Origin of the sequence: Jannaschia faecimaris, assembly GCF_900107415.1 — a bacterium.
In the GTDB taxonomy this organism is placed as follows: domain Bacteria; phylum Pseudomonadota; class Alphaproteobacteria; order Rhodobacterales; family Rhodobacteraceae; genus Jannaschia; species Jannaschia faecimaris.
Genome location: NZ_FNPX01000003.1, coordinates 186,596 through 207,885, shown reverse-complemented (window position 1 = coordinate 207,885; position 21,290 = coordinate 186,596). Strand labels below are relative to the sequence as shown.

22 protein-coding genes are annotated in these 21,290 nt (G+C 63.9%); 8 read left to right on the top strand and 14 right to left on the bottom strand.

Features of this window, described 5'->3' with window-relative positions; genetic code table 11:
• Positions 1–94 precede the first annotated feature (94 nt).
• Positions 95–1,630 (top strand): DEAD/DEAH box helicase, encoded by a 1,536-nt coding sequence (locus tag BLV27_RS05470; RefSeq protein WP_092643612.1) that lies wholly within the window; start codon positions 95–97, stop codon positions 1,628–1,630.
• A 387-nt stretch (positions 1,631–2,017) separates the two neighbouring features.
• Here BLV27_RS05470 and BLV27_RS05465 read toward each other — a convergent pair whose 3' ends face one another.
• The 3 genes from BLV27_RS05465 to BLV27_RS05455 are packed head-to-tail and all read right to left on the bottom strand — an operon-like array spanning position 2,018 to position 4,648.
• Positions 2,018–2,281, bottom strand: coding sequence for a hypothetical protein (locus BLV27_RS05465; RefSeq protein WP_139176556.1), 264 nt, complete (start codon positions 2,279–2,281; stop codon positions 2,018–2,020).
• Positions 2,282–2,330: 49 nt separating this feature from the next.
• Complete coding sequence (locus BLV27_RS05460) at positions 2,331–3,587, bottom strand: mandelate racemase/muconate lactonizing enzyme family protein (RefSeq protein ID WP_092643605.1); 1,257 nt, start codon at positions 3,585–3,587, stop codon at positions 2,331–2,333.
• Positions 3,584–4,648, bottom strand: coding sequence for an alcohol dehydrogenase catalytic domain-containing protein (locus tag BLV27_RS05455; RefSeq protein ID WP_092643602.1), 1,065 nt, complete (start codon positions 4,646–4,648; stop codon positions 3,584–3,586). Before BLV27_RS05455 ends, BLV27_RS05460 begins: the two co-directional genes overlap by 4 nt.
• 122 nt (positions 4,649–4,770) lie before the next feature.
• Between BLV27_RS05455 and pobA the strand changes: the two genes are divergently transcribed.
• The 4 genes from pobA (at position 4,771) to BLV27_RS05435 (ending at position 9,317) form a co-directional block, all read left to right on the top strand.
• Complete coding sequence (pobA, locus tag BLV27_RS05450) at positions 4,771–5,943, top strand: 4-hydroxybenzoate 3-monooxygenase (protein WP_092643599.1); 1,173 nt, start codon at positions 4,771–4,773, stop codon at positions 5,941–5,943.
• A gap of 11 nt (positions 5,944–5,954) precedes the next feature.
• Positions 5,955–6,713 (top strand): 3-oxoadipate enol-lactonase, encoded by a 759-nt coding sequence (gene pcaD / locus BLV27_RS05445; RefSeq protein ID WP_244504551.1) that lies wholly within the window; start codon positions 5,955–5,957, stop codon positions 6,711–6,713.
• Positions 6,710–7,993 (top strand): lyase family protein, encoded by a 1,284-nt coding sequence (locus BLV27_RS05440; RefSeq protein ID WP_092643592.1) that lies wholly within the window; start codon positions 6,710–6,712, stop codon positions 7,991–7,993. Before pcaD ends, BLV27_RS05440 begins: the two co-directional genes overlap by 4 nt.
• Before the next feature lie 118 nt (positions 7,994–8,111).
• Positions 8,112–9,317 carry a TCR/Tet family MFS transporter gene (locus BLV27_RS05435; RefSeq protein ID WP_092643589.1) on the top strand — a complete coding sequence of 402 codons (1,206 nt, stop codon included), beginning with the start codon at positions 8,112–8,114 and terminating at the stop codon, positions 9,315–9,317.
• On the opposite strand, the gene BLV27_RS05430 is transcribed toward BLV27_RS05435, so the two are convergent.
• The 8 genes from BLV27_RS05430 to fabA form a co-directional block, all read right to left on the bottom strand.
• A complete protein-coding gene (locus tag BLV27_RS05430; protein ID WP_092643584.1) occupies positions 9,284–10,216 on the bottom strand; it encodes a threonine ammonia-lyase in 933 nt (310 codons plus the stop codon). The two genes, BLV27_RS05435 and BLV27_RS05430, sit on opposite strands and share 34 nt — an antisense overlap.
• Positions 10,198–11,028 (bottom strand): alpha/beta fold hydrolase, encoded by an 831-nt coding sequence (locus BLV27_RS05425; protein WP_092643581.1) that lies wholly within the window; start codon positions 11,026–11,028, stop codon positions 10,198–10,200. The genes BLV27_RS05430 and BLV27_RS05425 overlap by 19 nt, the downstream gene beginning before the upstream one ends.
• Positions 11,028–11,717: a haloacid dehalogenase type II gene (locus BLV27_RS05420; RefSeq protein ID WP_092643859.1), complete on the bottom strand. Its 690-nt coding sequence runs from the start codon at positions 11,715–11,717 to the stop codon at positions 11,028–11,030. Before BLV27_RS05420 ends, BLV27_RS05425 begins: the two co-directional genes overlap by 1 nt.
• 82 nt (positions 11,718–11,799) lie before the next feature.
• Entirely contained in the window at positions 11,800–12,231 is a 432-nt protein-coding gene (locus BLV27_RS19520; protein WP_211605480.1) for a hypothetical protein, read from the bottom strand.
• A 190-nt stretch (positions 12,232–12,421) separates the two neighbouring features.
• Positions 12,422–13,201, bottom strand: coding sequence for an enoyl-ACP reductase FabI (locus BLV27_RS05410; RefSeq protein WP_170831357.1), 780 nt, complete (start codon positions 13,199–13,201; stop codon positions 12,422–12,424).
• Positions 13,202–13,206: 5 nt separating this feature from the next.
• Complete coding sequence (gene fabB, locus BLV27_RS05405; RefSeq protein WP_092643575.1) at positions 13,207–14,436, bottom strand: beta-ketoacyl-ACP synthase I; 1,230 nt, start codon at positions 14,434–14,436, stop codon at positions 13,207–13,209.
• A 146-nt stretch (positions 14,437–14,582) separates the two neighbouring features.
• Complete coding sequence (locus BLV27_RS05400; protein ID WP_092643572.1) at positions 14,583–15,068, bottom strand: P-loop nucleotide/nucleoside kinase family protein; 486 nt, start codon at positions 15,066–15,068, stop codon at positions 14,583–14,585.
• Positions 15,069–15,298: 230 nt separating this feature from the next.
• The gene (gene fabA, locus BLV27_RS05395; RefSeq protein WP_092643569.1) at positions 15,299–15,808 is read right to left on the bottom strand and encodes a bifunctional 3-hydroxydecanoyl-ACP dehydratase/trans-2-decenoyl-ACP isomerase; all 510 of its coding nucleotides are present in this window, start codon (positions 15,806–15,808) and stop codon (positions 15,299–15,301) included.
• Positions 15,809–15,953: 145 nt separating this feature from the next.
• Here fabA and irrA point away from each other — a divergent pair, with 145 nt between their 5' ends.
• The 3 genes from irrA (at position 15,954) to BLV27_RS05380 (ending at position 18,124) form a co-directional block, all read left to right on the top strand.
• Positions 15,954–16,373, top strand: a complete 420-nt coding sequence (gene irrA / locus BLV27_RS05390) for an iron response transcriptional regulator IrrA (RefSeq protein ID WP_092643566.1) — start codon at positions 15,954–15,956, stop codon at positions 16,371–16,373.
• An 87-nt stretch (positions 16,374–16,460) separates the two neighbouring features.
• On the top strand, positions 16,461–17,213 hold the full coding sequence (locus BLV27_RS05385; RefSeq protein ID WP_092643562.1) for an SDR family NAD(P)-dependent oxidoreductase: 753 nt from the start codon (positions 16,461–16,463) through the stop codon (positions 17,211–17,213).
• A complete protein-coding gene (locus tag BLV27_RS05380; RefSeq protein ID WP_280140290.1) occupies positions 17,171–18,124 on the top strand; it encodes an NAD(P)-dependent oxidoreductase in 954 nt (317 codons plus the stop codon). The genes BLV27_RS05385 and BLV27_RS05380 overlap by 43 nt, the downstream gene beginning before the upstream one ends.
• Positions 18,125–18,194: 70 nt before the next feature.
• Here the strand turns inward: BLV27_RS05380 and BLV27_RS05375 are convergent, their stop codons facing one another.
• Genes BLV27_RS05375 through mobA form a run of 3 tightly spaced genes read right to left on the bottom strand, consistent with a single transcriptional unit; the run spans position 18,195 to position 21,282 of the window.
• A complete protein-coding gene (locus BLV27_RS05375; RefSeq protein WP_092643554.1) occupies positions 18,195–20,225 on the bottom strand; it encodes a molybdopterin-binding protein in 2,031 nt (676 codons plus the stop codon).
• Entirely contained in the window at positions 20,213–20,686 is a 474-nt protein-coding gene (gene mobB / locus BLV27_RS05370) for a molybdopterin-guanine dinucleotide biosynthesis protein B (RefSeq protein WP_092643551.1), read from the bottom strand. Before mobB ends, BLV27_RS05375 begins: the two co-directional genes overlap by 13 nt.
• Positions 20,683–21,282: a molybdenum cofactor guanylyltransferase MobA gene (mobA, locus tag BLV27_RS05365; RefSeq protein ID WP_092643548.1), complete on the bottom strand. Its 600-nt coding sequence runs from the start codon at positions 21,280–21,282 to the stop codon at positions 20,683–20,685. Before mobA ends, mobB begins: the two co-directional genes overlap by 4 nt.
• Between the last annotated feature and the right edge of the window lie 8 nt (positions 21,283–21,290).

Sequence of the window (21,290 nt, the reverse complement as noted above, 5' to 3'; positions counted from 1 at the left end):
ATCCGCACGATGTTTAGACTGGGGCGCAAGATCAAGCGGCGTCCCGCCACCCCCAGAGCAGCGGGCATCCGGCCCGGCTCCAACCAGGACGCACATGACCAGCTTTTCCGATTTGAACCTGGACCCCAAGGTTCTTAAGGCCATCGAGGCCACAGGCTACACGACACCCACACCGATTCAGGAAGGTGCCATTCCGCCCGCCCTTCAAGGTCGCGACGTTCTGGGAATCGCACAGACAGGCACCGGAAAAACCGCAAGCTTCACGCTGCCGATGATCACGCTGCTGGGCAAGGGACGCGCCCGTGCACGGATGCCGCGCTCTCTCGTCCTCGCCCCGACGCGTGAACTTGCCGCGCAGGTGGCCGAGAACTTCGACAATTACGCCAAGGGCAGCCGCCTCAAGAAGGCCCTGCTGATCGGCGGCGTGTCCTTCAAGGAGCAGGATCGTTTGATCGATCGGGGCGTCGACGTCCTGATCGCGACGCCCGGCCGCCTGATTGACCATCATGAGCGCGGCAAGCTGCTGCTTACCGGGGTGGAAATCATGGTCGTCGATGAAGCGGACCGAATGCTCGACATGGGGTTCATCCCCGACATCGAACGCATCTTCGAAATGACACCGTTCACGCGCCAGACTCTGTTCTTCTCGGCCACGATGGCACCGGAAATCGAGCGGATTACCAACAAGTTCCTTTCGAACCCCGTGAAGATCGAGGTCGAACGCCAAAACTCCACGTCCGAGACGATCACGCAGGTGTTGGTCGAACACACGCCGAAAAACCGCTCTATGACCGCGAAGGACAAGCGCGAGATCCTGCGCGCAATCATCGACCGTGATGCGGCGCAGGCCGACAATCCGCTGCGCAACGCCATCATCTTCTGTAACCGGAAAGTCGATGTGGATATCGTCGCGAAGTCACTCAAGAAGAGCGGCTACAACGCCGAGCCGATTCACGGCGACCTAGAGCAGTCGCACCGGACGCGCACCCTCGACGGATTCCGCGATGGCAGCATCAAGTTCCTCGTCGCTTCGGATGTGGCCGCGCGCGGTCTCGATATTCCGAATGTCAGCCACGTTTTCAATTTCGACGTTCCCAGCCACGCAGAGGATTACGTTCACCGCATCGGTCGGACGGGTCGGGCCGGCAAGCTGGGCACCGCCTATACGATCTCGGTACCGTCGGATCAGAAATATCTGGATGCCATCGAAAGCCTCGTGAAGACTCAGATCCCACGGGGTGAAAACCCTTGGACACCCCCCGGCGACCGCCCGGCCCGCAACGAGGCCGAGGAAGAAGAGGCGGCACCGAAGCGTGCCTCCTCCCGCACGCGGTCGCGCAGCAAGAAGGCCAGCGAAGAAAAGCCTGCTGAGGTAGCCGCCGCGCCTGCGCCCGCTCCGCAAGCAGCCAAGACCGAGGCCCCGCGCACCGAAGCATCACGCCCTGAGGCGCCGCGTCCCGCGCCCGCTGACAATGATCGGAGCGACCGCAACGGCGATACGCGCAACTCCGGCCGCTCCCGCGGGGGACGAGGACGCAACGAAGACCGCGGCCCACGCGTGGTCGGCCTGGGCGACCATGTCCCCGGCTTTATCGAAATGAGCTTCGACGAACGCCGCAACGACAAGTGACACCCGCGTGGCGCATTTCGATTTCCAAGAGATGCGCGAAACGGGTGGGTCGCAAACTGCACAGGTCATGAATGCATGGGGCGGTGTGTCCAAAATGGCAACAGAGCCCATACAAGCAGAACGATCATCCATGCATCTCGTCGAACGCTTTGACCATGTCGGTGACAGTCCCCATCGGAACGTGATATTGCCCGTTACAATCCATCCGGGACCAACGCCAGTGTCGGGCATCAGGGCGGCGTCATCTACCTACGGCCGCCCGATAGCGACGAACCGCGGCAAGCGGCTTTTTCGGATCAGGCACCTCATTCAGTAGCTGTCATAGTCAGGCGACAGGGCAACAGGCCCTTCGACCCCGGTGCCCCGCGTTTACAGTCGAGACCCGGTTCAGACCTCTCGAATTTTCGGCCCAGCCTGCAGGACAAGCGACAGCATATCGTCGTCACTCTTGAATTTCGGGACCGTCGGCAAATCGCGCGATGCAAGTTTCGAACCAACACCACCAAACGCGTCAGCCCACAAGATAGCTGAGCCGGACCGAAGCGTGCGCGAGCCATAGATCGTGGTCGCAACGAATTGTGCACCCCTGAGGACCACCACCGAGATCAAAAGGACAGGCCACTGAGCGAAAGGCATCTCCCAGTAGATCACGCCGTCGAGCACCTGCCTCAAGTACGTCGCAGACCTTTCGTCGCGGCTCTCAGCCCGTCTCCCTTTGTCCGGTCGCCCCCTGATGCACCGTGTCGGCCGCGCCGCCGGTGAAGGCATTGCCGCGAACATAGTCGCAAGGCGCATCCTGCATTTGAAGATGAAGCGCGTCGCTCGTGTAAGGGTGCGCGCGGGCCAGATCCTCGTCAAAGGTGATCCCCAGCCCTGGTTCTTCCGACGGCGTGACGTAGCCAACTTCCACCCGCGGTGCCCCGGCCAGCGCATGGTGGAACGGTGATTCGATCGCTTCCACCATCAGCAGGTTCGGGATCGTCGCCCCCAGCGCCACATTCGCGGCGAATTCCACCGGGCCGCAGTAAAGATGTGGTGCAACCTGGACCCCGAACCCCTGCGCCAGCGCCGCCAACTTGCGACCCGCCAGCAGTCCACCCAGCCGCCCGAGGGCTGGTTGCACGATCGCGGCTCCACCCAAACGCAACAATGTCGCGAATTCCGACAGACCGCACAGCCGCTCGCCCCCGGACACCGGGATCGGCACCGCGCACGCGACTTCGGCCATGGCTTCGGGCGTATCCGGCGGCACCGGTTCTTCGAACCACAGTGGATCGAATTCGGCGATGGCCCGGCCCAGCCGGATTGCCCCGGCGGCGGTGAATTGCCCGTGGGTGCCGAACAGCAGGTCGGCCCGGTCGCCCACGGCGGCCCGGATCGCCCGGCACATCTCGACCGACAGTGTGATGTCGCGGCCCGCCGGCTGATGCCCGCCAAAGATCGTATAGGGCCCCGCCGGGTCGAACTTGACAGCCGTCCACCCTTCGGCCACGCGGTCGGCGGCGACCTGTGCCTGCAATTCGGGCGAGGTCCAGAATGCATCGCCCATGCCCTCGTAGGGAAAGAGATAGGTATAGGCCCTCACCCGCTCGTTCAGCCGACCGCCCATCAACGCCCAGACGGGCCGGTCCCGCGCCTTGCCAAGAATATCCCAACAAGCGATCTCGAGCCCCGCAAACGCCCCCCATACGGTCGGATCGGGCCGCCCGGTAAAGCCGGAGCCCCAGACGCGACGGGCCATCAGCTCGATGTTCTCGGGGTCGGTGCCCTCCATGTGGCGCGCAAAGACGTCCCTTATCACCGCGCGCATCGCGTCCGGGCCGACCGCACTGGCGTAGCATTCACCATATCCAGTAATCCCGCAGGCCGTCGTCAGCTTGGGGATGATCCAGTAGCGCCCGCCCCAGCCGGGAGCCGGCGGGGCGACAACGAAAATCTCAAGATGCGCCAGCTTCATGCCATGACCACGACGTTGCGACGCCCTTGCCCCGCGCGTGTCGCGGCGATTGCATCGTTGATCCGGTCCAGAGGGAATGTACCCGAGACCAGTTCCTCGAGCTTGAGCCGCCCCTGCGCGTGCAGGTCCAGAAGCCAGGGCATGTCCCGCCGCAACACCACGTCGCCCATACGGGTACCGCGCAAACCATGACCGTAGTAGCTGGCCGCAACCGGATCGAAATGTCCGACTGTGCCCGAATGCGGCATCCCCACAAGATAGGCGGTGCCGTGCGGGGCGAGCCAGTCCAGCGCGCCGTCGATGACAGGACCGGCACCAACGGTGATAAAGACATGGTCGGCCAGGCGACCCAGGGCCTGCATTGCCGGGTGCCCGTCGGTGCCCGCCAAAATGCCATCGGTCGCGCCAAATTCCCGCGCCGCGGCCAGCTTCTCATCCGTGAGGTCCACCGCAACGACGCGGGCCGCCCCGGACAGCCGCGCCGCCTGCACCGCGTTCAGGCCCACGCCGCCGGTCCCGATCACCACAACCCAATCGCCGGGTCGCACCTGCGCCGTGTTCACAACCGCGCCCAATCCCGTGACCACGCCGCAGGACAGGATGCAGGCCGCTTCTGCCGGAATCGAGTCGGGGATCGGTGCAAGCTGGCTGGCGTCGACGACCACTGCCTCGGCGAAGGCCCCGCAATTCATCGCTGCCGTCACCGTGCCGTCCGACAGGCCGGGATGGTTGCCCGGGTCGGCGCATTGGGTTGGACGGCCACCGGCGCAGGTCGAACAACTGCCACAGGACCGAATCAACGTCACAAGGACACGGTCGCCCACCGCATAGCTCCGCACTTCCGGCCCAAGTGCCGAAATGCGACCCACGGCCTCGTGGCCGTAGACCGCAGGCAGCGCGCCGCCCCATCCACCATCGATGAAGGTGATATCGGAATGGCAAATGGCGCAGGCCTCGATATCCACTGCCACCGCACCCGGTCCAGGGTCGGGCAATTCCACAGTTTCGATCATCAGTGGTGCCGTGAAGTCGCGGCAGACTGCCGCCCGAATTTGTCGCATAGTGTTGTCCCGTTCCGTTGGAACTGAAGTCAGGCCACAGACGGTACGCCCTTGCAACCTGATCGGTCGTGTCCCTTGCCCAGCGGCCCCCGCGCGGTCATGAACAGGATATGGGGAGCCGCATGAGCACAACACGCACACAGGTCTGCATCGTCGGAGGAGGCCCATCCGGCCTGCTGCTTTCGCAGATCCTGCACCGTGCCGGGATCGACACGATCGTGCTGGAACGGCGGTCGCGGGACTATGTGCTGGGCCGGATCCGCGCGGGCGTGCTGGAGGGCGGCACGATGCAGATGCTGCGCGAGGCCGGCGTGGGTGCGCGCATGGATACCGAGGGTTTTCTCCATTCCGGCACCTATATCGCCGCCCGGAACCGCAGCTTCCGCGTTGATTTTGAAGCGCTGACGGGCAAGCAGGTAATTGTCTATGGCCAGACGGAAGTGACGAAAGACCTTTACGATGCGCGCGACACGATGGGCGGTGTCGTGGTTCACGAGGCCGCCAATGTCGCCATCCACGATGCCGGCGGCACGCCCTATGTCACCTATCACCGCGACGGGACCGAGCACCGCATCGATTGCGATTGGATCGCCGGGTGTGACGGCTTCCACGGGGTCAGTCGCAAGACAATCCCCCAAGACGTACTGCGCACCACCGAGCGCACCTATCCCTTCGGCTGGCTCGGCATCCTGAGCCACACGAAACCGGCCGATCACGAATTGATCTATGCCAACCATGACCGGGGCTTCGCCCTCGCCTCGATGCGCAACGCAAATCTCAGCCGCTATTACATTCAGGCCCCTGCTGATGATCCGCTGGAAAAGTGGACCGACGACGCCTTTTGGGACGAATTGCGCCGCCGCCTTCCCAGCGACGTAGCCGAAGCGATAGAAACCGGCCCCTCGATCGAGAAGAGCATCGCGCCCCTGCGATCCTTCGTGGCCGAGCCGATGCGCTGGAACCGCCTGTTTATCGTGGGGGACGCGGCCCACATCGTGCCGCCCACCGGGGCCAAGGGCCTGAACCTGGCGATCTCGGACGTGCACTACCTAAGCGATGGTCTGATCCGGCACTATGCGGGCGACGATGAGGGGCTGGACCGCTACTCGGAGCACGCGCTGGCCCGCGTCTGGAAGGCGACGCGGTTCAGTTGGTGGTTCACCACGCTGATGCACCGCTTTCCCGAAGACGGCCATTTCGGCCAGCGCATGAAACTGGCCGAAATCGACTATCTGGAAGGCTCCCGTGCCGCGCAGACGGTCATGGCCGAAAACTATGTCGGATTGCCATACTGATGTTCGTAACAATGAAAGACGGAACCCGCATTCACGTGGCCGAAGACGGGCCTCGCGACGGCCGCGCGGTGGTTTTTGCCAATTCGCTGGGCACGGACATGCGGCTCTGGGATGCCCTGCTGCCCCTGCTGCCCGGTGACTTTCGCCTGATCCGCTACGACAAGCGTGGGCACGGGAAATCGGACGTGCCGAATGGACCCTACGCCATGGGCACGCTTGTGGCCGACGCCGAGGCGGTTATGGACCATCTGGGGGTCAAAGGAGCGACCTTCGTGGGCCTCAGTATCGGAGGAATGATCGCGCAGGGGCTGGCGATCAAACGGCTGGACCTCGTGGCGCGTCTGGTCCTCTCGAATACGGCGGCCAAGATCGGCACACCCGCCTTGTGGGACGACCGGATCGCCGCCGTCCGCGCGCATGGAATGGAGGCCATCGCCGACAACGTGATGGAGCGCTGGTTCGGCCGCGATTTCCGCGACGGCCCGGACCTTGCCACTTGGCGTGCGCGCTTCGTGGCCGTGCCGCCCGAAGGCTATGCCGGATGCTGCGCGGCCATCCGCGGCACCGATTTCTATACCCCGACCAGCGGTCTGCGCCTGCCTACGCTGGCAATTGCTGGCACGGAGGACGGTGCCACCCCTCCGGACCTCGTGCGCGAAACGGCCGACCTGATCCCCGGATCGCAGTTTGCACTGATCCGCCGGGCAGGCCATCTGCCTTGCATCGAAAACCCGGCCGAATACGCCCGCATCCTTGGGGGTTTCCTGTGACCATCACACCTTTCGACAGCACTCTGCACGGGCGCGGCTTTGCCGACGCGGACATCGCCCGCTTGTTTTCCGACAGTGCGGAGTTGCGGGCGATGCTGATCACCTGGGGCGCGTTGGCGCGTGCGCAGGCGGCGCACGGTCAGATCCCAAGCGAATCTGCTGAAGCGATTCATCGCGCCACGCTGGAAATTCAGATCGATCCAGGTGCGCTGACGCAAGATACCGCGAGAAACGGCGTCTGCGTGCCCGCGCTCGCCGCTCAGTTTCGAGCCGAAATGCAGGCCCCCGAACACGCGCAATGGCTGCACCACGGGGCCACCAGTCAGGACATCATCGATACCGGGCTTGCGTTGCGGCTGCGGCAGGCGCTTGGCTTCATCGCGAGGGGGCTGGACGCGACGGTCGCGATGCTGGCCGATCTGGCCGAAGCCCATGCCGAAACTCCGATGCCCGCCCGCACCTACGGGCAACTGGCGACGCCTACGACCTTCGGTGCCACGGTCGCGATCTGGGGCAACGGCTTTCTTGCGCAGCGGTCCGACCTGCCGCGTATTCGTGATCTTGTGCAGGTGGTGACGCTGAATGGCGCGGGGGGGACCCTGTCGGTCATGGGCAAAGCCGGTCCGGTGATCCGGGCCGACCTAGCCCGCGGTCTGGGTCTGGCCGATGCGACAGACAACCGCCATGCGGAGCGCAGTCACATCCGCGCGCTGGCCGGGTGGCTGGGTCAGACACTGGCTGCGGCCGACAAGACGGCCTCCGACCTGCTATTGCTCACCCGAGATGGATCGGTAACGCTCGGGACAGGCGGCAGCTCCTCCACTATGCCGCAGAAATCGAACCCCGTCGCCCCCAGCCAGATCCGCGCATTGGCGCTGCACGGTCAGGCGTTGACGCAGGCTCTCTCGACGGCTCCGTGGGACCACCGGGACGGCGCGCAATGGTTCGTCGAATGGCTTGCCCTGCCGCAGCTCGTTGCGGCAACGGCGCGCGCGCTCTCCCTGCTATCCGGGATGACGGTAGCGCCCGATGCCGCCCGCCTGCGCGCACCGCTCGACGAGCCTTCCGGCCTGATCCATGCCGAGGCCATCAGCTTCGCCCTCGACCTGCCGCGCCCGGAGGCGCAGGCAAAGGTGAAGGCCTGGGTTGGCGAGATCCGCACCGAGGGCGGCTCACTTATCGAGAAGTCCGGCCTCCCCTCCGACCGATTCACCCCCGAGGCCCAGTGGGGCGAGGCTCCGGCGCTTGCCCGTCGCTTTGCCCGGGCAGCTCGGATCTGATCTCTCCGCTCCCGAAATACGCAATGCGGCAGCCATCCCCTTTTGCCCGGTCTCGTGCCACGCCCAGCTGCCACCATCTGGCCTCGAATGCCCCCCATCTTTGCGCCAGGAGTGACCAATGACACCGCGCCTGCCAATCGTCTTCATCCTCGTGACCATGGTGATCGAGGCGATGGGCATCGGCCTGATCCTGCCCGTCATGCCCAGCCTGCTGCGGGAGGTGCAGGGCACCAGCCTCAGCCAGGCCGCGCTCTGGGGCGGGCTTCTGGCGTCGTCTTATGCCCTGATGCAGTTCCTGTTCTCGCCCGCAATCGGCAACCTGTCTGACCGGTTCGGGCGACGACCCGTCCTGCTGGGATCGCTGGCCGTGATCTTTTTCGACTACGTCCTGATGGTTCTCGCCGATACGATCTGGCTGCTGCTGATCGGGCGGATCATCGCGGGTATCGCAGCGGCCACGATGTCGACGGCCATGGCATTCATGGCAGATATCTCCACACCCGAGAAGAAAGCCGCAAACTTTGGCCTTGTCTCGGCGGCTTTCGGGGCGGGGTTCGTCTTGGGCCCGGCCATCGGGGGTCTGTTGGCCGAGTGGGGCCCCCGCGCACCGTTTTGGGCCGCCGCAATCCTGTCGGGCGCGAACCTTGTTTTCGGCCTCATCGTACTGCCCGAGACGTTGCGCAAGCCCCGGCCGTTCAACCTGAGCCGCGCGAACCCGTTGGGCAGCCTGCGCGCAGTCACGGCCCTTCCGGGGCTGGGTGGGCTGTTGCTGGTGTTCTTTTTCTACCAGGTTGCGAATTGGGTCTATCCCGCCATCTGGGCGTATTTCACGCAGTCGGCTTTCGGCTGGACCGAGCGGATGGTCGGCGTCTCGCTCGCCGTCTACGGCATCTCGATGGTGGTGGTGCAGGGCGTGCTGATACGCTGGATCATCCCCCGCCTGGGCGAACGGACCACGCTGCGCTGGTTCCTGCCCTACAACGCGGTGATCCTTTTGTGCGTGGCCTTTGTGCCCCACGGCTGGCTGATGCTTTTGTTAACGCCGTTCTCGGCTTTGGGGGCGATCGTGCAACCCGCGATCCAAGGGGTCGCCAGCCGAGTCACGGCGGACGATGCGCAGGGTGAACTGCAGGGGGTTCTGGCCTCGATCACAGCCATTGCTGCGATCGTTTCCCCGCTGCTGATGACGCGGATCTTCAATATCGCCACGGAAGGCGATCGGCATTTCCCGGGCGCGCCCTTCCTCTCGGCCTGCGGGTTGATGATAGTGGCATGGCTGCTCTATCGCAGTCAAAGGGACCTGAGAGCCTCGCTGAAGACCTGAGCATCGACGTTCCCGCCCGAGGCCACGACCGCGACATCTCCCTTGTGGTGAAACAGCGCGGCGGCGAGGGCGACAGCCCCGCCCGGCTCCAGCACGATCCGCAGATGCTGCCACGCCAATGCGACGGCGCGCAGGGCTTCCGCATCGGTCACGACGATCCCGGCACCGCAAAGCCGCGCCATGATCGGCAAGGTGATCTCACCGGCGGTCGGGGTCAAGATGGCGTCGCAGATCGATCCGGTCAGCGCAGGGTTCACCTGCCGCTTGCCACTGGAGAGGGAGCGGGCCACATCGTCAAAGCCCGCAGGTTCCACCGAATGCACCGTGGCGCGCCCTTGCAGCGCTAGGGCCACGCCCGCCGTCAGGCCCCCGCCACCACAACAGACAAGCACTTCCGACACGGCTTCCGGCAGGTCCTCGGCCATTTCCAGGCCGCAGGTGCCCTGCCCCGCGATCACGCGCGGATCGTCGTACGGCCGCACAAGCGACAGGCCGCGTTCCGCTACCAATGCCGCACCGATTTCTTCCCGGCTTTCGGTCGCGCGGTCGAACAGGACAACCTCCGCGCCGTAACCGCGCGTGTTGGCCACCTTCACCGCAGGCGCGTCCGATGGCATCACGATGACCGCGTGCTTGCCCAGAAGCTGGGCTGCATGAGCCACACCCTGCGCATGATTGCCTGAAGAATAGGCCACCACGTCGCCATCGATCTGGCTCAGGGTGTTGAACGCCCCTCGAAACTTGAAACTGCCGGTGCGTTGCAGGCACTCGGCCTTGATGTAGATTCGACGGTTGAAAGCAGCATCCAGCGTTGGCGCGTTCAGCAGGGGTGTCCGCACCGCCTGTCCGCGAAGGCGGTCGGCGGCGGCGCGAATGGCATTTAGATCAACATCGTCCATTCATTCAGCGCCTCCAGCGCCTCGGGTTCGTCCAGGAAGGGCACATGCCCCCGATCTGGCACATCGGCCACGATCATATCGGTGCGGCGGCGCTGCATCTCGGCGAAGGTTTCCGCCGACAACAAGTCCGAGTTCGCCCCACGGATACACGCCAATGGCACGCCCGCCAGCGCGTCGAACAGGGGCCAGAGGTCGGGGGCAGGTTGCTCCCCCGCTTCCAGAACAGCGTCACGCAGCTTGGCATCATAGGTGATGACCAGCCCGTCCTCGGTCTCCCGGTAATGCTTCTCGACTTCTGCGCGCCATCGCTCCGCCGGAACATTGGCAAACCCCTTGAGCATGGTTGCACGCATCAGCGCGGCTTCCTCAAGGTTCCGCGCCGACGGGTTCTTGCCGATGTAATCCCGGATGACGTCCAACCCCTCAGGCGACAGCTCCGGGCCGATATCCACCAGACACACGCCGCTCAACCGGTCCTTGGCCATCAGGGCCAGCGCCATGGCGATCAGGCCACCGCGTGATGTTCCGATGATTGACACGCGCGCGAACCCCAGATGGTCGAGCAGTTCGATCACGTCCCGCGCTTCCGTCGGGATGGTATAGGTTCGCCAGTCAGGGCTTCGCTGCGACTTGCCCCGGCCGCGATAGTCGAGGCGGATGACCCGGTGTTCACTCAACAGGTATGGCAGCACGTAGTCGAAATCGGTCGAATTGCGGGTCAGACCCGACAGGCACAGTATCGGCGGATCATCCGGATCGCCCTGATCCTCGTACCAGAGCCGCAGATTGTCGGAGGACTTGAACTCGGGCATCAGAGGCTCTCGGCCAGTGCGGGAATTCCCGTCAGGTCGGTCAGCACATGCGTGGGGGTCCACGGCAGGTTGTCCATCGGCAGGCCAGTGCGATTCACCCACGCGGTGGTAAAACCATAGCCCGTCGCCGCCGCCACGTCCCACCCGTTCGACGACACGAACAGGACGCTGTCTGCTTCGCAGCCGAATGCGCGACCCACCATATCGTAGACGCGCGAGTCGGGCTTGAATATGCCGACACTTTCCACCGACAGCACGTGGTCGAGCAGGCGCCCCACACCTGCCGACTTGACCGCGCCCTGGAGCATCTCGGGCGAGCCGTTGGACAAGATGCCTGTGGTCTTGCCCGCGTCTTTCAACGCACCCAGCATGTCGGGAACCTCGGGGTAGGCGGACAACTCCCAGTAGAGCTTGAGCAATCGCTCCCGCAGGGCCTTTTCGCCGGTCAGGCCGGACGCCTCCAGCGCATAGTCCAGCGCTTCCTTCGTTACCTGCCAAAAGTCGCAATGAGCGCCGGTGATCGCACGGATCCAGCTGTATTGCAGTTGTTTGTCGCGCCAGTCGGCGGCCAGACGTTGCCACGTGTCGGTCAGCTGCGGGAACGTTCCATCCTCCGCGGTCCGGCGCGCCGCGGAGGTGACGTCGAACAAGGTTCCGTAAGCGTCAAAGATGCAAGTATCGATGGCCATGTGATGCACCCCAAATATCAATCGGGGCAACCCTGCCATGCAGCGTCTTGCGCGTCGAGGGGCCAACGTGCGACCGGCAGCGTCAGATCCCGCGTTGGGCCATTCCGCATTCCAGAAGGCCCTGCAACGTGTGGTCCCGGACCCAGACAGTGTCGTCGCCCTTGGTCAGCGCCGCAAGACGGTCGCGTTCCCGAAGCAGCGCGCCGTCGTTCAAGGCCTCTGCATTCGTGAGCATCCAGGTATCCACATCCACCGGATCCGACCCACCGTTGGACACACGTTTCGCCTCGCGCGCGCGCAGCCCGTCGATGCCAGCGGAACAGAGGGAGTCAGGACCGAAGCTTTGTTGAACAATCTGGCCACGCAGCTGCGGGCGGTTGTCGGACGATACAGTCTCTATACCGCCCGACACCGTGCGAACCACTGCCATACCGGTGGCAACCAGCACGGCGGTCAGGACAATCCAGTCGAAACTTATGGCAGCACGTTCATCACGTATGAAATTCGTTAACATTAGAAACACTCAACCAAACCACATCTTGTACCAGTTCAGTATAGAATGGCTATGAGTCGCTAAAATAGGATTAATGGACACAGAATAATTAAAAAAAGTCGCACAGGAAGCCGCTTGGGAAACAACCCCGCCAGATCGCATTTGACTGTCGCGCCAAAGGTCGCTCCAACCGTAGCGGCCACCCCTAACGTCAGATGTTCTCAGGCCTCGGCATGCCCATCACGTGATATCCGCCATCGACGTGAATCACTTCGCCCGTAGTACAGGCCCCGGCATCGGAACACAGGTAAAGCGCGGTACCCCCGATTGCCTCAAGCGTGGCGTTGGCCCGCAGGGGCGCGTTCGTTTCGGCGTGGCGGAACGTCTTTCGCGCGCCGCCGATTGCAGCCCCGGCCAGGGTCTTCATCGGCCCCGGAGAAATGGCATTCACACGAATACCCTCGGCCCCCAGGTCGGATGCAAGGTAGCGAACGGAGGCCTCCAGCGCGGCCTTGGCGACGCCCATGACATTATAGAACGGCATGACCCGCTGGGAGCCGTCGAAGGTCAACGTCAGGATCGACCCGCCCTCGGTCATCAGGGGGGCCGCCCGCCGCGCCACCTCGATCAAGGAGTAGCAGGAGATATCGAGCGAATGCTTGAAGTTCGCGCGGCTGGTGTTCACGAACCGCCCCGTCAGCTCCGACTTGTCAGAAAAGGCGATAGCGTGGACCACGAAGTCAAGCTTGCCGCCCTTTTCCAACTCGGTGAAGGCCGCGTCGAGCGATGCGTCATCGGTCACGTCCACGTCCAGCAGGGTAGTAGAACCGATGCCTTCGGCCAAGGGAGCGAGACGTTTGCCAAATGCCTCCCCCTGGTACGTGAAGGCCAGATCGGCCCCGGCCTCGGCCAGCGCGCGGGCGATGCCCCAGGCGATTGAGCGCTCGTTGGCCACGCCCATGATCAGTCCGCGCTTGCCCTGCATGTTCATGAGGATCAGTCCCGATGCTTGGAGATGATGACGGTCCCGTTTGTGCCGCCGAAGCCGAACGAGTTCGACAGGACCGAGTCGATCTCCACGTCCGTCTTCAGATCCGTGTTGATCTCGGAGGGCGACAGCGCCTCATCCAATTGGGTCACGTTGATCGACGGCGCGATAAAGCCCCTGTTCATCATCAGCATCGAATAGATCGCCTCCTGGACCCCGGTCGCGCCCAGCGAGTGTCCTGTCATCGACTTGGTCGACGACACGATCGGCGTTTTTCCTTCGCCGAAGATGTTACGCAGGGCGACGATCTCCTTGATGTCGCCCACCGGGGTCGAGGTGCCGTGGGCGTTGACGTAATCGACGCTACGGTCCTCCGGCAGCTGGCTGAGCGCCAGACGCATCGCCCGCTCCCCGCCCTCGCCTGAGGGTGCGACCATGTCGGCCCCGTCCGAGGTGGCACCATAGCCGGTGACCTCGCCATAGATCTTGGCACCACGCGCGATGGCGCGGTCCCGCTCTTCGAGCACCACGACACCTGCGCCGCCGGCGATGACGAAGCCATCGCGCGTCGCATCATATGGACGGGAGGCTTTTTCGGGGGTGTCGTTATACTTCGACGACATCGCGCCCATCGCGTCGAACAGGCACGACAAGGTCCAGTCGACTTCCTCTCCGCCGCCGGCGAAGACGATGTCCTGCTTGCCGAACTGGATCTGCTCCACCCCGTTGCCCATGCAGTGCAGCGAGGTCGTACAGGCCGACGTGATGGAATAGTTCACGCCCTTGATCCCGAATGGCGTGGCCAGGCAGGCAGAGTTGGTGGACGACATGCACCGGGTCACCATGAAGGGGCCCATACGCTTGGGCGAGCCTTTATTGATGACGGTGTCGAAGGCAGTGAAGAAATTCGACGTCGACGGCCCGCCGGAGCCCATCACGAGTCCGCTGCGCTCGTTAGACACCTCGTTTGGCTCCAACCCGGAGTCGGCGATCGCACGCTCCATGGCGATGAAGTTATAGGCGGCCCCCGGCCCCATGAAACGCAGGTTCCGTTTGTCGATGTGATCTTCCAGAACGATATCCGGAACCCCATGGACCTGGCTGCGGAAACCATGCTCGGCATAGCTGTCCGAGAAGGTGATGCCGGATTTACCTGCGCGCAAAGAGGCCTCTACCTCGTCGGGGGTGTTTCCGATGGGCGAGACAATCCCGATCCCGGTGACGACAACACGACGCATGGGCTTCTCCTTCGCAGCAAGTCGCTGCCTGTCTAGGCTGCGCGGCAAGGCGGGGCAAGACGGATGGACAGTGATGACTACGACGCCATATCGCGACATCCCGGACCGTGCACGAAGCGCGACTTTGCTTAAAAACGTAGCTCAGCTTAATGCAGCACCATATTGAATCCCTCATCAGGAGACGGAGCAACAAAGTGCATGGAAATCTGACGAAACTGCTGCTCCGTTGCAGCGAACGGATGTTCGCCTTGCGCGTTGCGCGCTTGTAATCTTGCCAAGCAAACTTCATCGGGAACATCCAACACGTGAAGCTGGTGATCTGCGTTTGTCTGTTCCAAGACGCTCCGCATCCACTTGCGTGCTTCAATTGTGTTCGCCTGGAAATCCAAAACGACCGACAGGCCTGCGTTCAACAAGGACGCAACGTGAGGGCCCATGATCCCGCGAAGTTTCGAAGTGCAACGTACATAATCTGGTATTGAAGACATTTCCTCGGAATAGAGAGCGTTCAGCCAATCGTCTTCAGCAATAACAACAGTTCCGTCGAGGCTACCGAGTTCGGCAGCAAGTATAGATTTTCCTGAGGCAATTTTTCCACACAGCAGGTGCAGGGTCGGCAATTTAGGAGACATGAGAATGCCCTTGCTAGAAGCGCAGTGCGCAACAGACGGTCGGATACGAATTCTGCTGCCCGGCTTCTCACGCCGGGACCGAAATCCAATCTCGGCAATGGATACCGAATTTCTGAACGCGGATTCTAGCGCAGGAGCAAATGACACGCAGCAACTCCAGGTTCAATGAGAGTGCATGCAGGCTACATCGACGATCCAAGAGCGGCATCATCCAAAAGAGAGCCTACTGCTTAGCTCTCGCTCAGAGCGACCTTCATGTCCTTGACGATATAGATGACCTCTCCATCGGCTTCGACAATCCCATCAGCCACGCCCATGGTCAGGCGGCGCGTCTGAAGCGCTTTGGTAAAATCCACCTTATAGGTCAGCATCTTGCGGTCGGGACGGACCATGCCCGTCAGCTTCACCTCGCCCACGCCGAGGGCGTAACCCCGCCCCTGCCAGCCGCGCCAGCCCAGGTTAAATCCCGTCAGTTGCCACAATCCATCGAGGCCCAGGCATCCGGGCATGATCGGGTTCCCCGGAAAGTGACAATCAAAGAACCAAAGGTCGGGGGTGATGTCGAACTCGGCGATCACATGGCCCTTGCCATGCAGACCCCCGTCACCCGAAATCTCGGTGATGCGGTCCATCATCAGCATCGGTGGTTCCGGAAGTTGCGCGTTGCCGGGACCGAATAACTCCCCCCGAGCGCACTTCAGGAGGTCGTCGCGATCAAAACTCGTCGGATACTGGCTCATTTCGCCCCCTCGTGGTCAGTTGTGCCCCCCTAGCACCCCCTGTTTCAACGTCGCAACCCTGCGCGCATTGCGGCCAGGTCAACGCAGCCTGCGCGAATCCGTTTGAAAATCATTCACAGGCCACCCTATATTGCAGGTGATGACTATGACTGACACTTCCAGGGCCCGCGGCGAAGCGTGGCTGACCGGCGCGCACCTTCGGCCCACGCGGCAAAGGGTTCTTTTGGCGTCGCTCCTTGTGGGTGACGGGCGTGACCGCCATGTGACGGCGGAATGGCTGCACGACGCCGCGCGCTCGTCCGGGGACAAGGTGTCTCTCGCGACGGTCTACAATACGCTGCGGGCGTTCACCGATGCAGGGCTGGTGCAGGAAATCACCGTCGACGGCACCGGAAGCTACTTCGATACCAAGCTGGACGATCACCCCCACTTCTACTGGGAAGACGAGGGACGGCTGTCGGACGCCGGATCGGAAGCGCTGGAAATCGTGAACCTGCCCGACGCGCCCGACGGAATGGAAGTCGCCAAGGTCGACGTCGTCATCAGGCTGCGCACCAAACGCTGAAACCTCCCCTCCCGAATGGTCGCTCTTGCGAGCCTGCCCTTGCGGCAGGTGCCGCGGCTTGACACAACCTTGGCAGGAGGATCCAACATGCCCGACTTCGCCAAGTATCCCAGCCTTGATGGCAAGTCTGTGATGATGACCGGCGGTGCGTCCGGCATCGGAGCCGAAATCGTCGCCGCATTTGCCGCCCAGGGTGCAAAAGTCGGATTTCTGGACATTGACGACAAAGCCGGTGCCGCGATCTGCGCGGCCCATGAGCAGGTCACGCACGAGGTCTGCGACCTCCGCGACATTGGATCGCTGCAAGCCGGTCTTGCCGCTCTCAAGGACCGCATTGGCCCGGCAGACATACTGGTCAACAACGCGGCCCGCGACGACCGTCACGATTGGCGGGATGTCACGCCCGCTTATTGGGACGAGCGGATGAACACCAACCTGCGTCACATGTTCTTCGCCATTCAGGCCGTCGCCCCGGATATGGCAGCCAAGGGCGGCGGGTCTATCATCAACATGGGGTCGAATTCGTGGTGGGAGGCCGTGGGCAACTTCCCGGCCTATGCCACTGCCAAGGCCGCCGTGCACGGGCTGACCCGGACGATGGCGCGGGACCTGGGGCATGACCGCATACGGGTGAACACCGTGGTTCCCGGCTGGATAATGACAGAGCGGCAGAAGGCACTCTGGGCCACGCCCGAGGCCCTGGAGGCGCATCGTCAATCGCAATGCCTGCCCGACCTCATCGACCCGGTGTATGTGGCCCGGATGGTCCTGTTCCTCGCTTCAGATGACGCGATGATGTGCAGCGCGAACAATTACATGGTCGAGGCCGGCTCGATCTGAGCTGCCCGCCGCAAAGGGAGAGAGACATGGAAAAGATTGGTTTCGTCGGCGTGGGCCTCATGGGGCACGGCATGGCCTCCAACCTGCTGGCGGCGGGGCACCCGCTGACCGTCATCGCGCACCGCAACCGGGGCCCGGTCGAAGATCTGGTCGGCAAGGGCGCGTCCGAGGCGGGGAGTCTTGAGGAGCTTGCCCAGGCCTCTGACATCGTCCACATCTGCGCGCCCGGCTCGCCCCAGGTGGAAGCCATCGTGGAGGTTCTGCTGGCCCACATGGCCAAGGGCGGGGTGGTCGTCGACTGTTCCACCTCCAACCCGGTCTCGACGGAGATGCTTGCCGGGAAGACGGAGGCGGCAGGTTTGCATTGGGCCGATGCGCCGCTGGGGGGGACGCCCGCGCAGGCCGAAACGGGCGAGTTGTCGGCCATGGTCGGGGCGAACGCGGAAACCTTCGCACGGGTGGAGCCGGTCATCGCCACCTGGGCCAAGGCCATCGTCCGCATCGGTGACCCCGGCGCGGGGCACAAGATGAAGCTTCTCAACAACTTCCTGTCTCTGGGTTACGGCGCGATCTATGCCGAAGCGCTGGCCATGGCCGAAAAGTCCGGCGTCGGCACCGAGATGTTCGACCGCGTGATCCGCGGCAGCCGGATGGATTGCGGCTTCTACCAGACGTTCATGGGCTACGCTGTCGAGGGCAACCGCGAAGCGCACAAGTTCACCCTGACCAACGCGTTGAAGGACATGCGATACCTGACCGCGATGGCCGATGGCGCAGGGGTGGCAAACCCGGTGCAGGGCGCAGTGAAGAACAGCCTGGCGATGGCCGTGAACACCGGCGGCGACGGCAGGGAAGACTACGTTCCGCACCTCGTGGATTTCGTAGCGAAGGCAAACGGGATCACGCGTTAAGGCTTCGGCTACCTCCCTTCGCGTGTGGACGACGAGCGATTGAACACATTGGGCTCTGCGTCATACGCCATTAACTCAGGCCGAGTTCACTGAACGGGATGTAGCGAACAGGCGTGCCGGGGTCGATCTGCGCGGCATTGTCGTCAAGCATGACGAAGCCCTCGGCCCAGCTGAGTCCCGAGACGAGGCCGGAGCCTTCGGAGCGAAATATCTCGGCCTGACCGTCGCGCATCCGGGCGCGGAGGACTTCGCTGCGACCAGCCTTCTTGCGCTTGGAGAACGCGGCGGGAACAGTCAGGCCCAGCGGCACGCGCCACCCCGCACCGGACATTTGGAGCAGCGCGGGCCGGGCGAACAGCGCGGCGCAGGTGAAGGCGGCAACCGGGTTGCCGGGCAAACCGAACAGTGGGGTCCCGTTCCAATGCCCCAAGGCAAGCGGCCGGCCCGGTTTGATCGCGATGCGCCAGTGGTGAACGCCGCCCCGCTGACGCAAAAGCCGGGAAAGGTGATCCTCGTCCCCCGCGCTGGCCCCGCCAGACGTCAGGATGGCGTCGGTGTCAGCGGAATCGAGCTTCGCGGTAAGGGCTTCCCCGTCGTCGGGCGAATGACCCAGATCGACCGGTTGCATGCCCCAAGCCGACAACATCGCGAGGAGCATCGGGCGGTTCACGTCCGGAATACCGTGGTGGCTGCCGGGCGCGGTAATTTCGTCGCCGGTGGAAAGAACGCCGACGCGCAGACGCGTGCGGACCGTTACCTGCCCATGCCCTGCCGCGATGGCAAAGGCGATGTCTGTGGGGCGCAGGACGGTCCCGGCAGCAAGCGCCGGCGTCCCCACGCGCACGTCCTCACCGGCCCTGCGCGTGTTGGCCCCCGGTTTGGGGATGGCCTTGAGGCGCAGCGCGTCGCCTTCGATCAGAGCATCCTCCTGCAGCGCAACGGTATCAGTGCCCGCCGGAATCTCGGCCCCGGTCAGGATGCGAAGGGCGTGCCCCGGCGGGACGGCCCCCGAGAAGGGTTGCCCCGCGGCGGAGCGACCGGGTGCGATGGGGATCGGGCCGGGCCGGAGGGTGGCGTGGGCGAAAGCCCAGCCGTCGACGGCGGCATTGGCTGCGGGCGGGTTGGAGCGGGTTGCAATGACATCCTCCGCCAGAACGCGACCTGCCGCGGCACCCACCGGGACGGTTTCGGAACCTGCAATCGCGGGACAGGCTGCGCGCAGGGTTTCAAGGGCGGTGTCCACCGACGTCCAGTCGGTGCCGGGCGGCAAGGCAAAGCAGGACGACGGTGGCAAGACGCCAAGGATCCAGCCCTCTTCGCGCGCGACCCGGTCGGCCCCCGCCTCGACCCCGGGGGCCGTGAACCAGGCAGCGGGGGCGGCCCGGAGAGCGCGCGCCGTGGCGATGACCTGACCCGCGTCCTTGACCTCGTGCGGGGCGGGATCGAACAGGCTGGGATACACCTCGACCAGGAGGTTGCCCGACGTCGGCAGGACGAAGCCCGTCTCCTGCGGCCAGACGCGCAGATCGGGGTGGCGACGGCGCATCGTCGACAGGGCAGCACAGCCCATGAGCGCCTGTGAGCCGACCGATCCGGTCGTGAAGAGCTTCAGCGCCGATTGCGCCGAGGGGGTGTACCCTTCCACGGTTCGATGGTCGGGCACGCCATGACCCTTCCGTGCGCGCCCCCTGTCCGGCAGGTCGGGGTGACCATGCGTCGCCGGGCGGCCCCAAAGCGGGCCGATACCCGGGAAGGCGCGGTTGATCTCCTCGGCGACGTGGAAGCGGTTGTTACGGTTGTCATCGGTGTCAGTTATGCGCGTGGCCAGCCAGTCCCACACGGCCAGGGCGCGCGGCTCCCCCGTCAGCGTTTCGGCAAACCCGGCTGGCCAGCCCATCGCGAAGTCGAATCCCAAAAGCGTGCGGTACCCCCGGTTCAGCCAACCATTGATGAAGGCCAGCGCGGCCTGTCGTGTGCGGAAGTATTCAACCGTCTGATCGCCATGCAGATCGGCACAGACCCAGATGGCGTCGGCCTTGGGGGTTTTGGGGTCACGCTTGCTGGAGGCGGACCAATCCGCGATTAGGATCAGGTCGAACATATGAAATCCGCGATTGATCCGATGTCATCCAGGTCAAGCGTCGGTTGGTCCACCTGCGGGTTTCCCGTGCACGCGACGGCGCGAATGGCGGGATCAGTAGCGGCCAACGGGGATTTTCCCGTCTCGGGGCGCCAGGCTTCGATCCGGGAGTGGGTTCCGTGCTTCCACCCTTCGGCCAGAACGACGTCGCAGGGGGCCAAGCGTGACAGCAGGTGGTCGATGCTCGGCTGTACCACTTCCTCCATCAGGGTCAGGCGGATATCCGAAGCAAGGATGACCTGTGCCGCCCCAGCCATCCGGTGGCGGTATGTGTCGGTGCCGGGTTGCTCCAGGTCAACCGCATGGTGCGTGCGCTTAAGGGTGCTGACGGTCAGGCCCCGCGCCGTCAGTTCGGTGACGAGAGCTGCAGTCAACGTGGTTTTCCCGGCGTTCTTGTGGCCGATGATGCCCATCAGGATCATGCCATACCCTCGGCCTGCGCCAGATCTTCCGGCGTGTTGACGTTGAAGAACGGATCCCATGGTTCGGTCGGAAAGACGGCCAAGCCCGCGCCGTGACGGTCGGTCCAATGCAGGATCTTGCGCGTACCACCGGCAAGGGCTTGGCGCAGATCGTCGCGCAGTTCGGTGGGCCAGAGGCCGAACGTGGGCTGCGGCCAGGTCTTCACCCCGTCTTGCGTGGCGGCCAGCGCCAGGCCCGACGGCGCGGCCGCAGCCAGCAGCCGGGGCACCAGGTCAGGCGGCAGGAAAGGCGTGTCGGCGGCGGCGGTCACGATATGCGGACAGCCTAACGATGCCGCCCAGTCCAGACCGGCCAGCACCCCCGCCAAGGGGCCGGGATGGTCCGGTACGGTGTCATGAAGCACAGGCAAATTCAGATCGGACCAACGCGCCGGATCGCCGTTGGCGTTCAGCGCCAGTCGATCGACCTGAGGGCCGAGCGTGTCGATAACGCGGACGATAAGGCTGCGGTTCCTGACCAACAGACGCCCCTTGTCCCCGCCGCCCATACGGGTCGCCTTGCCACCGGCAAGTATGAGGCCGTGAGGTTGGATCATGGTTCGGC

What these genes read in the sequence shown, in the direction of transcription:
- BLV27_RS05470 (WP_092643612.1), top strand. Translation starts at nt 95, where the DNA reads ATGACCAGCTTTTCCGATTTGAACCTGGACCCCAAGGTTCTTAAGGCC.
- BLV27_RS05460 (WP_092643605.1), bottom strand. Translation starts at nt 3,587, where the DNA reads ATGAAGCTGGCGCATCTTGAGATTTTCGTTGTCGCCCCGCCGGCTCCC.
- BLV27_RS05455 (WP_092643602.1), bottom strand. Translation starts at nt 4,648, where the DNA reads ATGCGACAAATTCGGGCGGCAGTCTGCCGCGACTTCACGGCACCACTG.
- pobA (WP_092643599.1), top strand. Translation starts at nt 4,771, where the DNA reads ATGAGCACAACACGCACACAGGTCTGCATCGTCGGAGGAGGCCCATCC.
- pcaD (WP_244504551.1), top strand. Translation starts at nt 5,955, where the DNA reads ATGAAAGACGGAACCCGCATTCACGTGGCCGAAGACGGGCCTCGCGAC.
- BLV27_RS05435 (WP_092643589.1), top strand. Translation starts at nt 8,112, where the DNA reads ATGACACCGCGCCTGCCAATCGTCTTCATCCTCGTGACCATGGTGATC.
- BLV27_RS05430 (WP_092643584.1), bottom strand. Translation starts at nt 10,216, where the DNA reads ATGGACGATGTTGATCTAAATGCCATTCGCGCCGCCGCCGACCGCCTT.
- BLV27_RS05425 (WP_092643581.1), bottom strand. Translation starts at nt 11,028, where the DNA reads ATGCCCGAGTTCAAGTCCTCCGACAATCTGCGGCTCTGGTACGAGGAT.
- BLV27_RS05420 (WP_092643859.1), bottom strand. Translation starts at nt 11,717, where the DNA reads ATGGCCATCGATACTTGCATCTTTGACGCTTACGGAACCTTGTTCGAC.
- BLV27_RS19520 (WP_211605480.1), bottom strand. Translation starts at nt 12,231, where the DNA reads ATGTTAACGAATTTCATACGTGATGAACGTGCTGCCATAAGTTTCGAC.
- BLV27_RS05410 (WP_170831357.1), bottom strand. Translation starts at nt 13,201, where the DNA reads ATGAACATGCAGGGCAAGCGCGGACTGATCATGGGCGTGGCCAACGAG.
- fabB (WP_092643575.1), bottom strand. Translation starts at nt 14,436, where the DNA reads ATGCGTCGTGTTGTCGTCACCGGGATCGGGATTGTCTCGCCCATCGGA.
- BLV27_RS05400 (WP_092643572.1), bottom strand. Translation starts at nt 15,068, where the DNA reads ATGTCTCCTAAATTGCCGACCCTGCACCTGCTGTGTGGAAAAATTGCC.
- fabA (WP_092643569.1), bottom strand. Translation starts at nt 15,808, where the DNA reads ATGAGCCAGTATCCGACGAGTTTTGATCGCGACGACCTCCTGAAGTGC.
- irrA (WP_092643566.1), top strand. Translation starts at nt 15,954, where the DNA reads ATGACTGACACTTCCAGGGCCCGCGGCGAAGCGTGGCTGACCGGCGCG.
- BLV27_RS05385 (WP_092643562.1), top strand. Translation starts at nt 16,461, where the DNA reads ATGCCCGACTTCGCCAAGTATCCCAGCCTTGATGGCAAGTCTGTGATG.
- BLV27_RS05375 (WP_092643554.1), bottom strand. Translation starts at nt 20,225, where the DNA reads ATGTTCGACCTGATCCTAATCGCGGATTGGTCCGCCTCCAGCAAGCGT.
- mobB (WP_092643551.1), bottom strand. Translation starts at nt 20,686, where the DNA reads ATGATCCTGATGGGCATCATCGGCCACAAGAACGCCGGGAAAACCACG.
- mobA (WP_092643548.1), bottom strand. Translation starts at nt 21,282, where the DNA reads ATGATCCAACCTCACGGCCTCATACTTGCCGGTGGCAAGGCGACCCGT.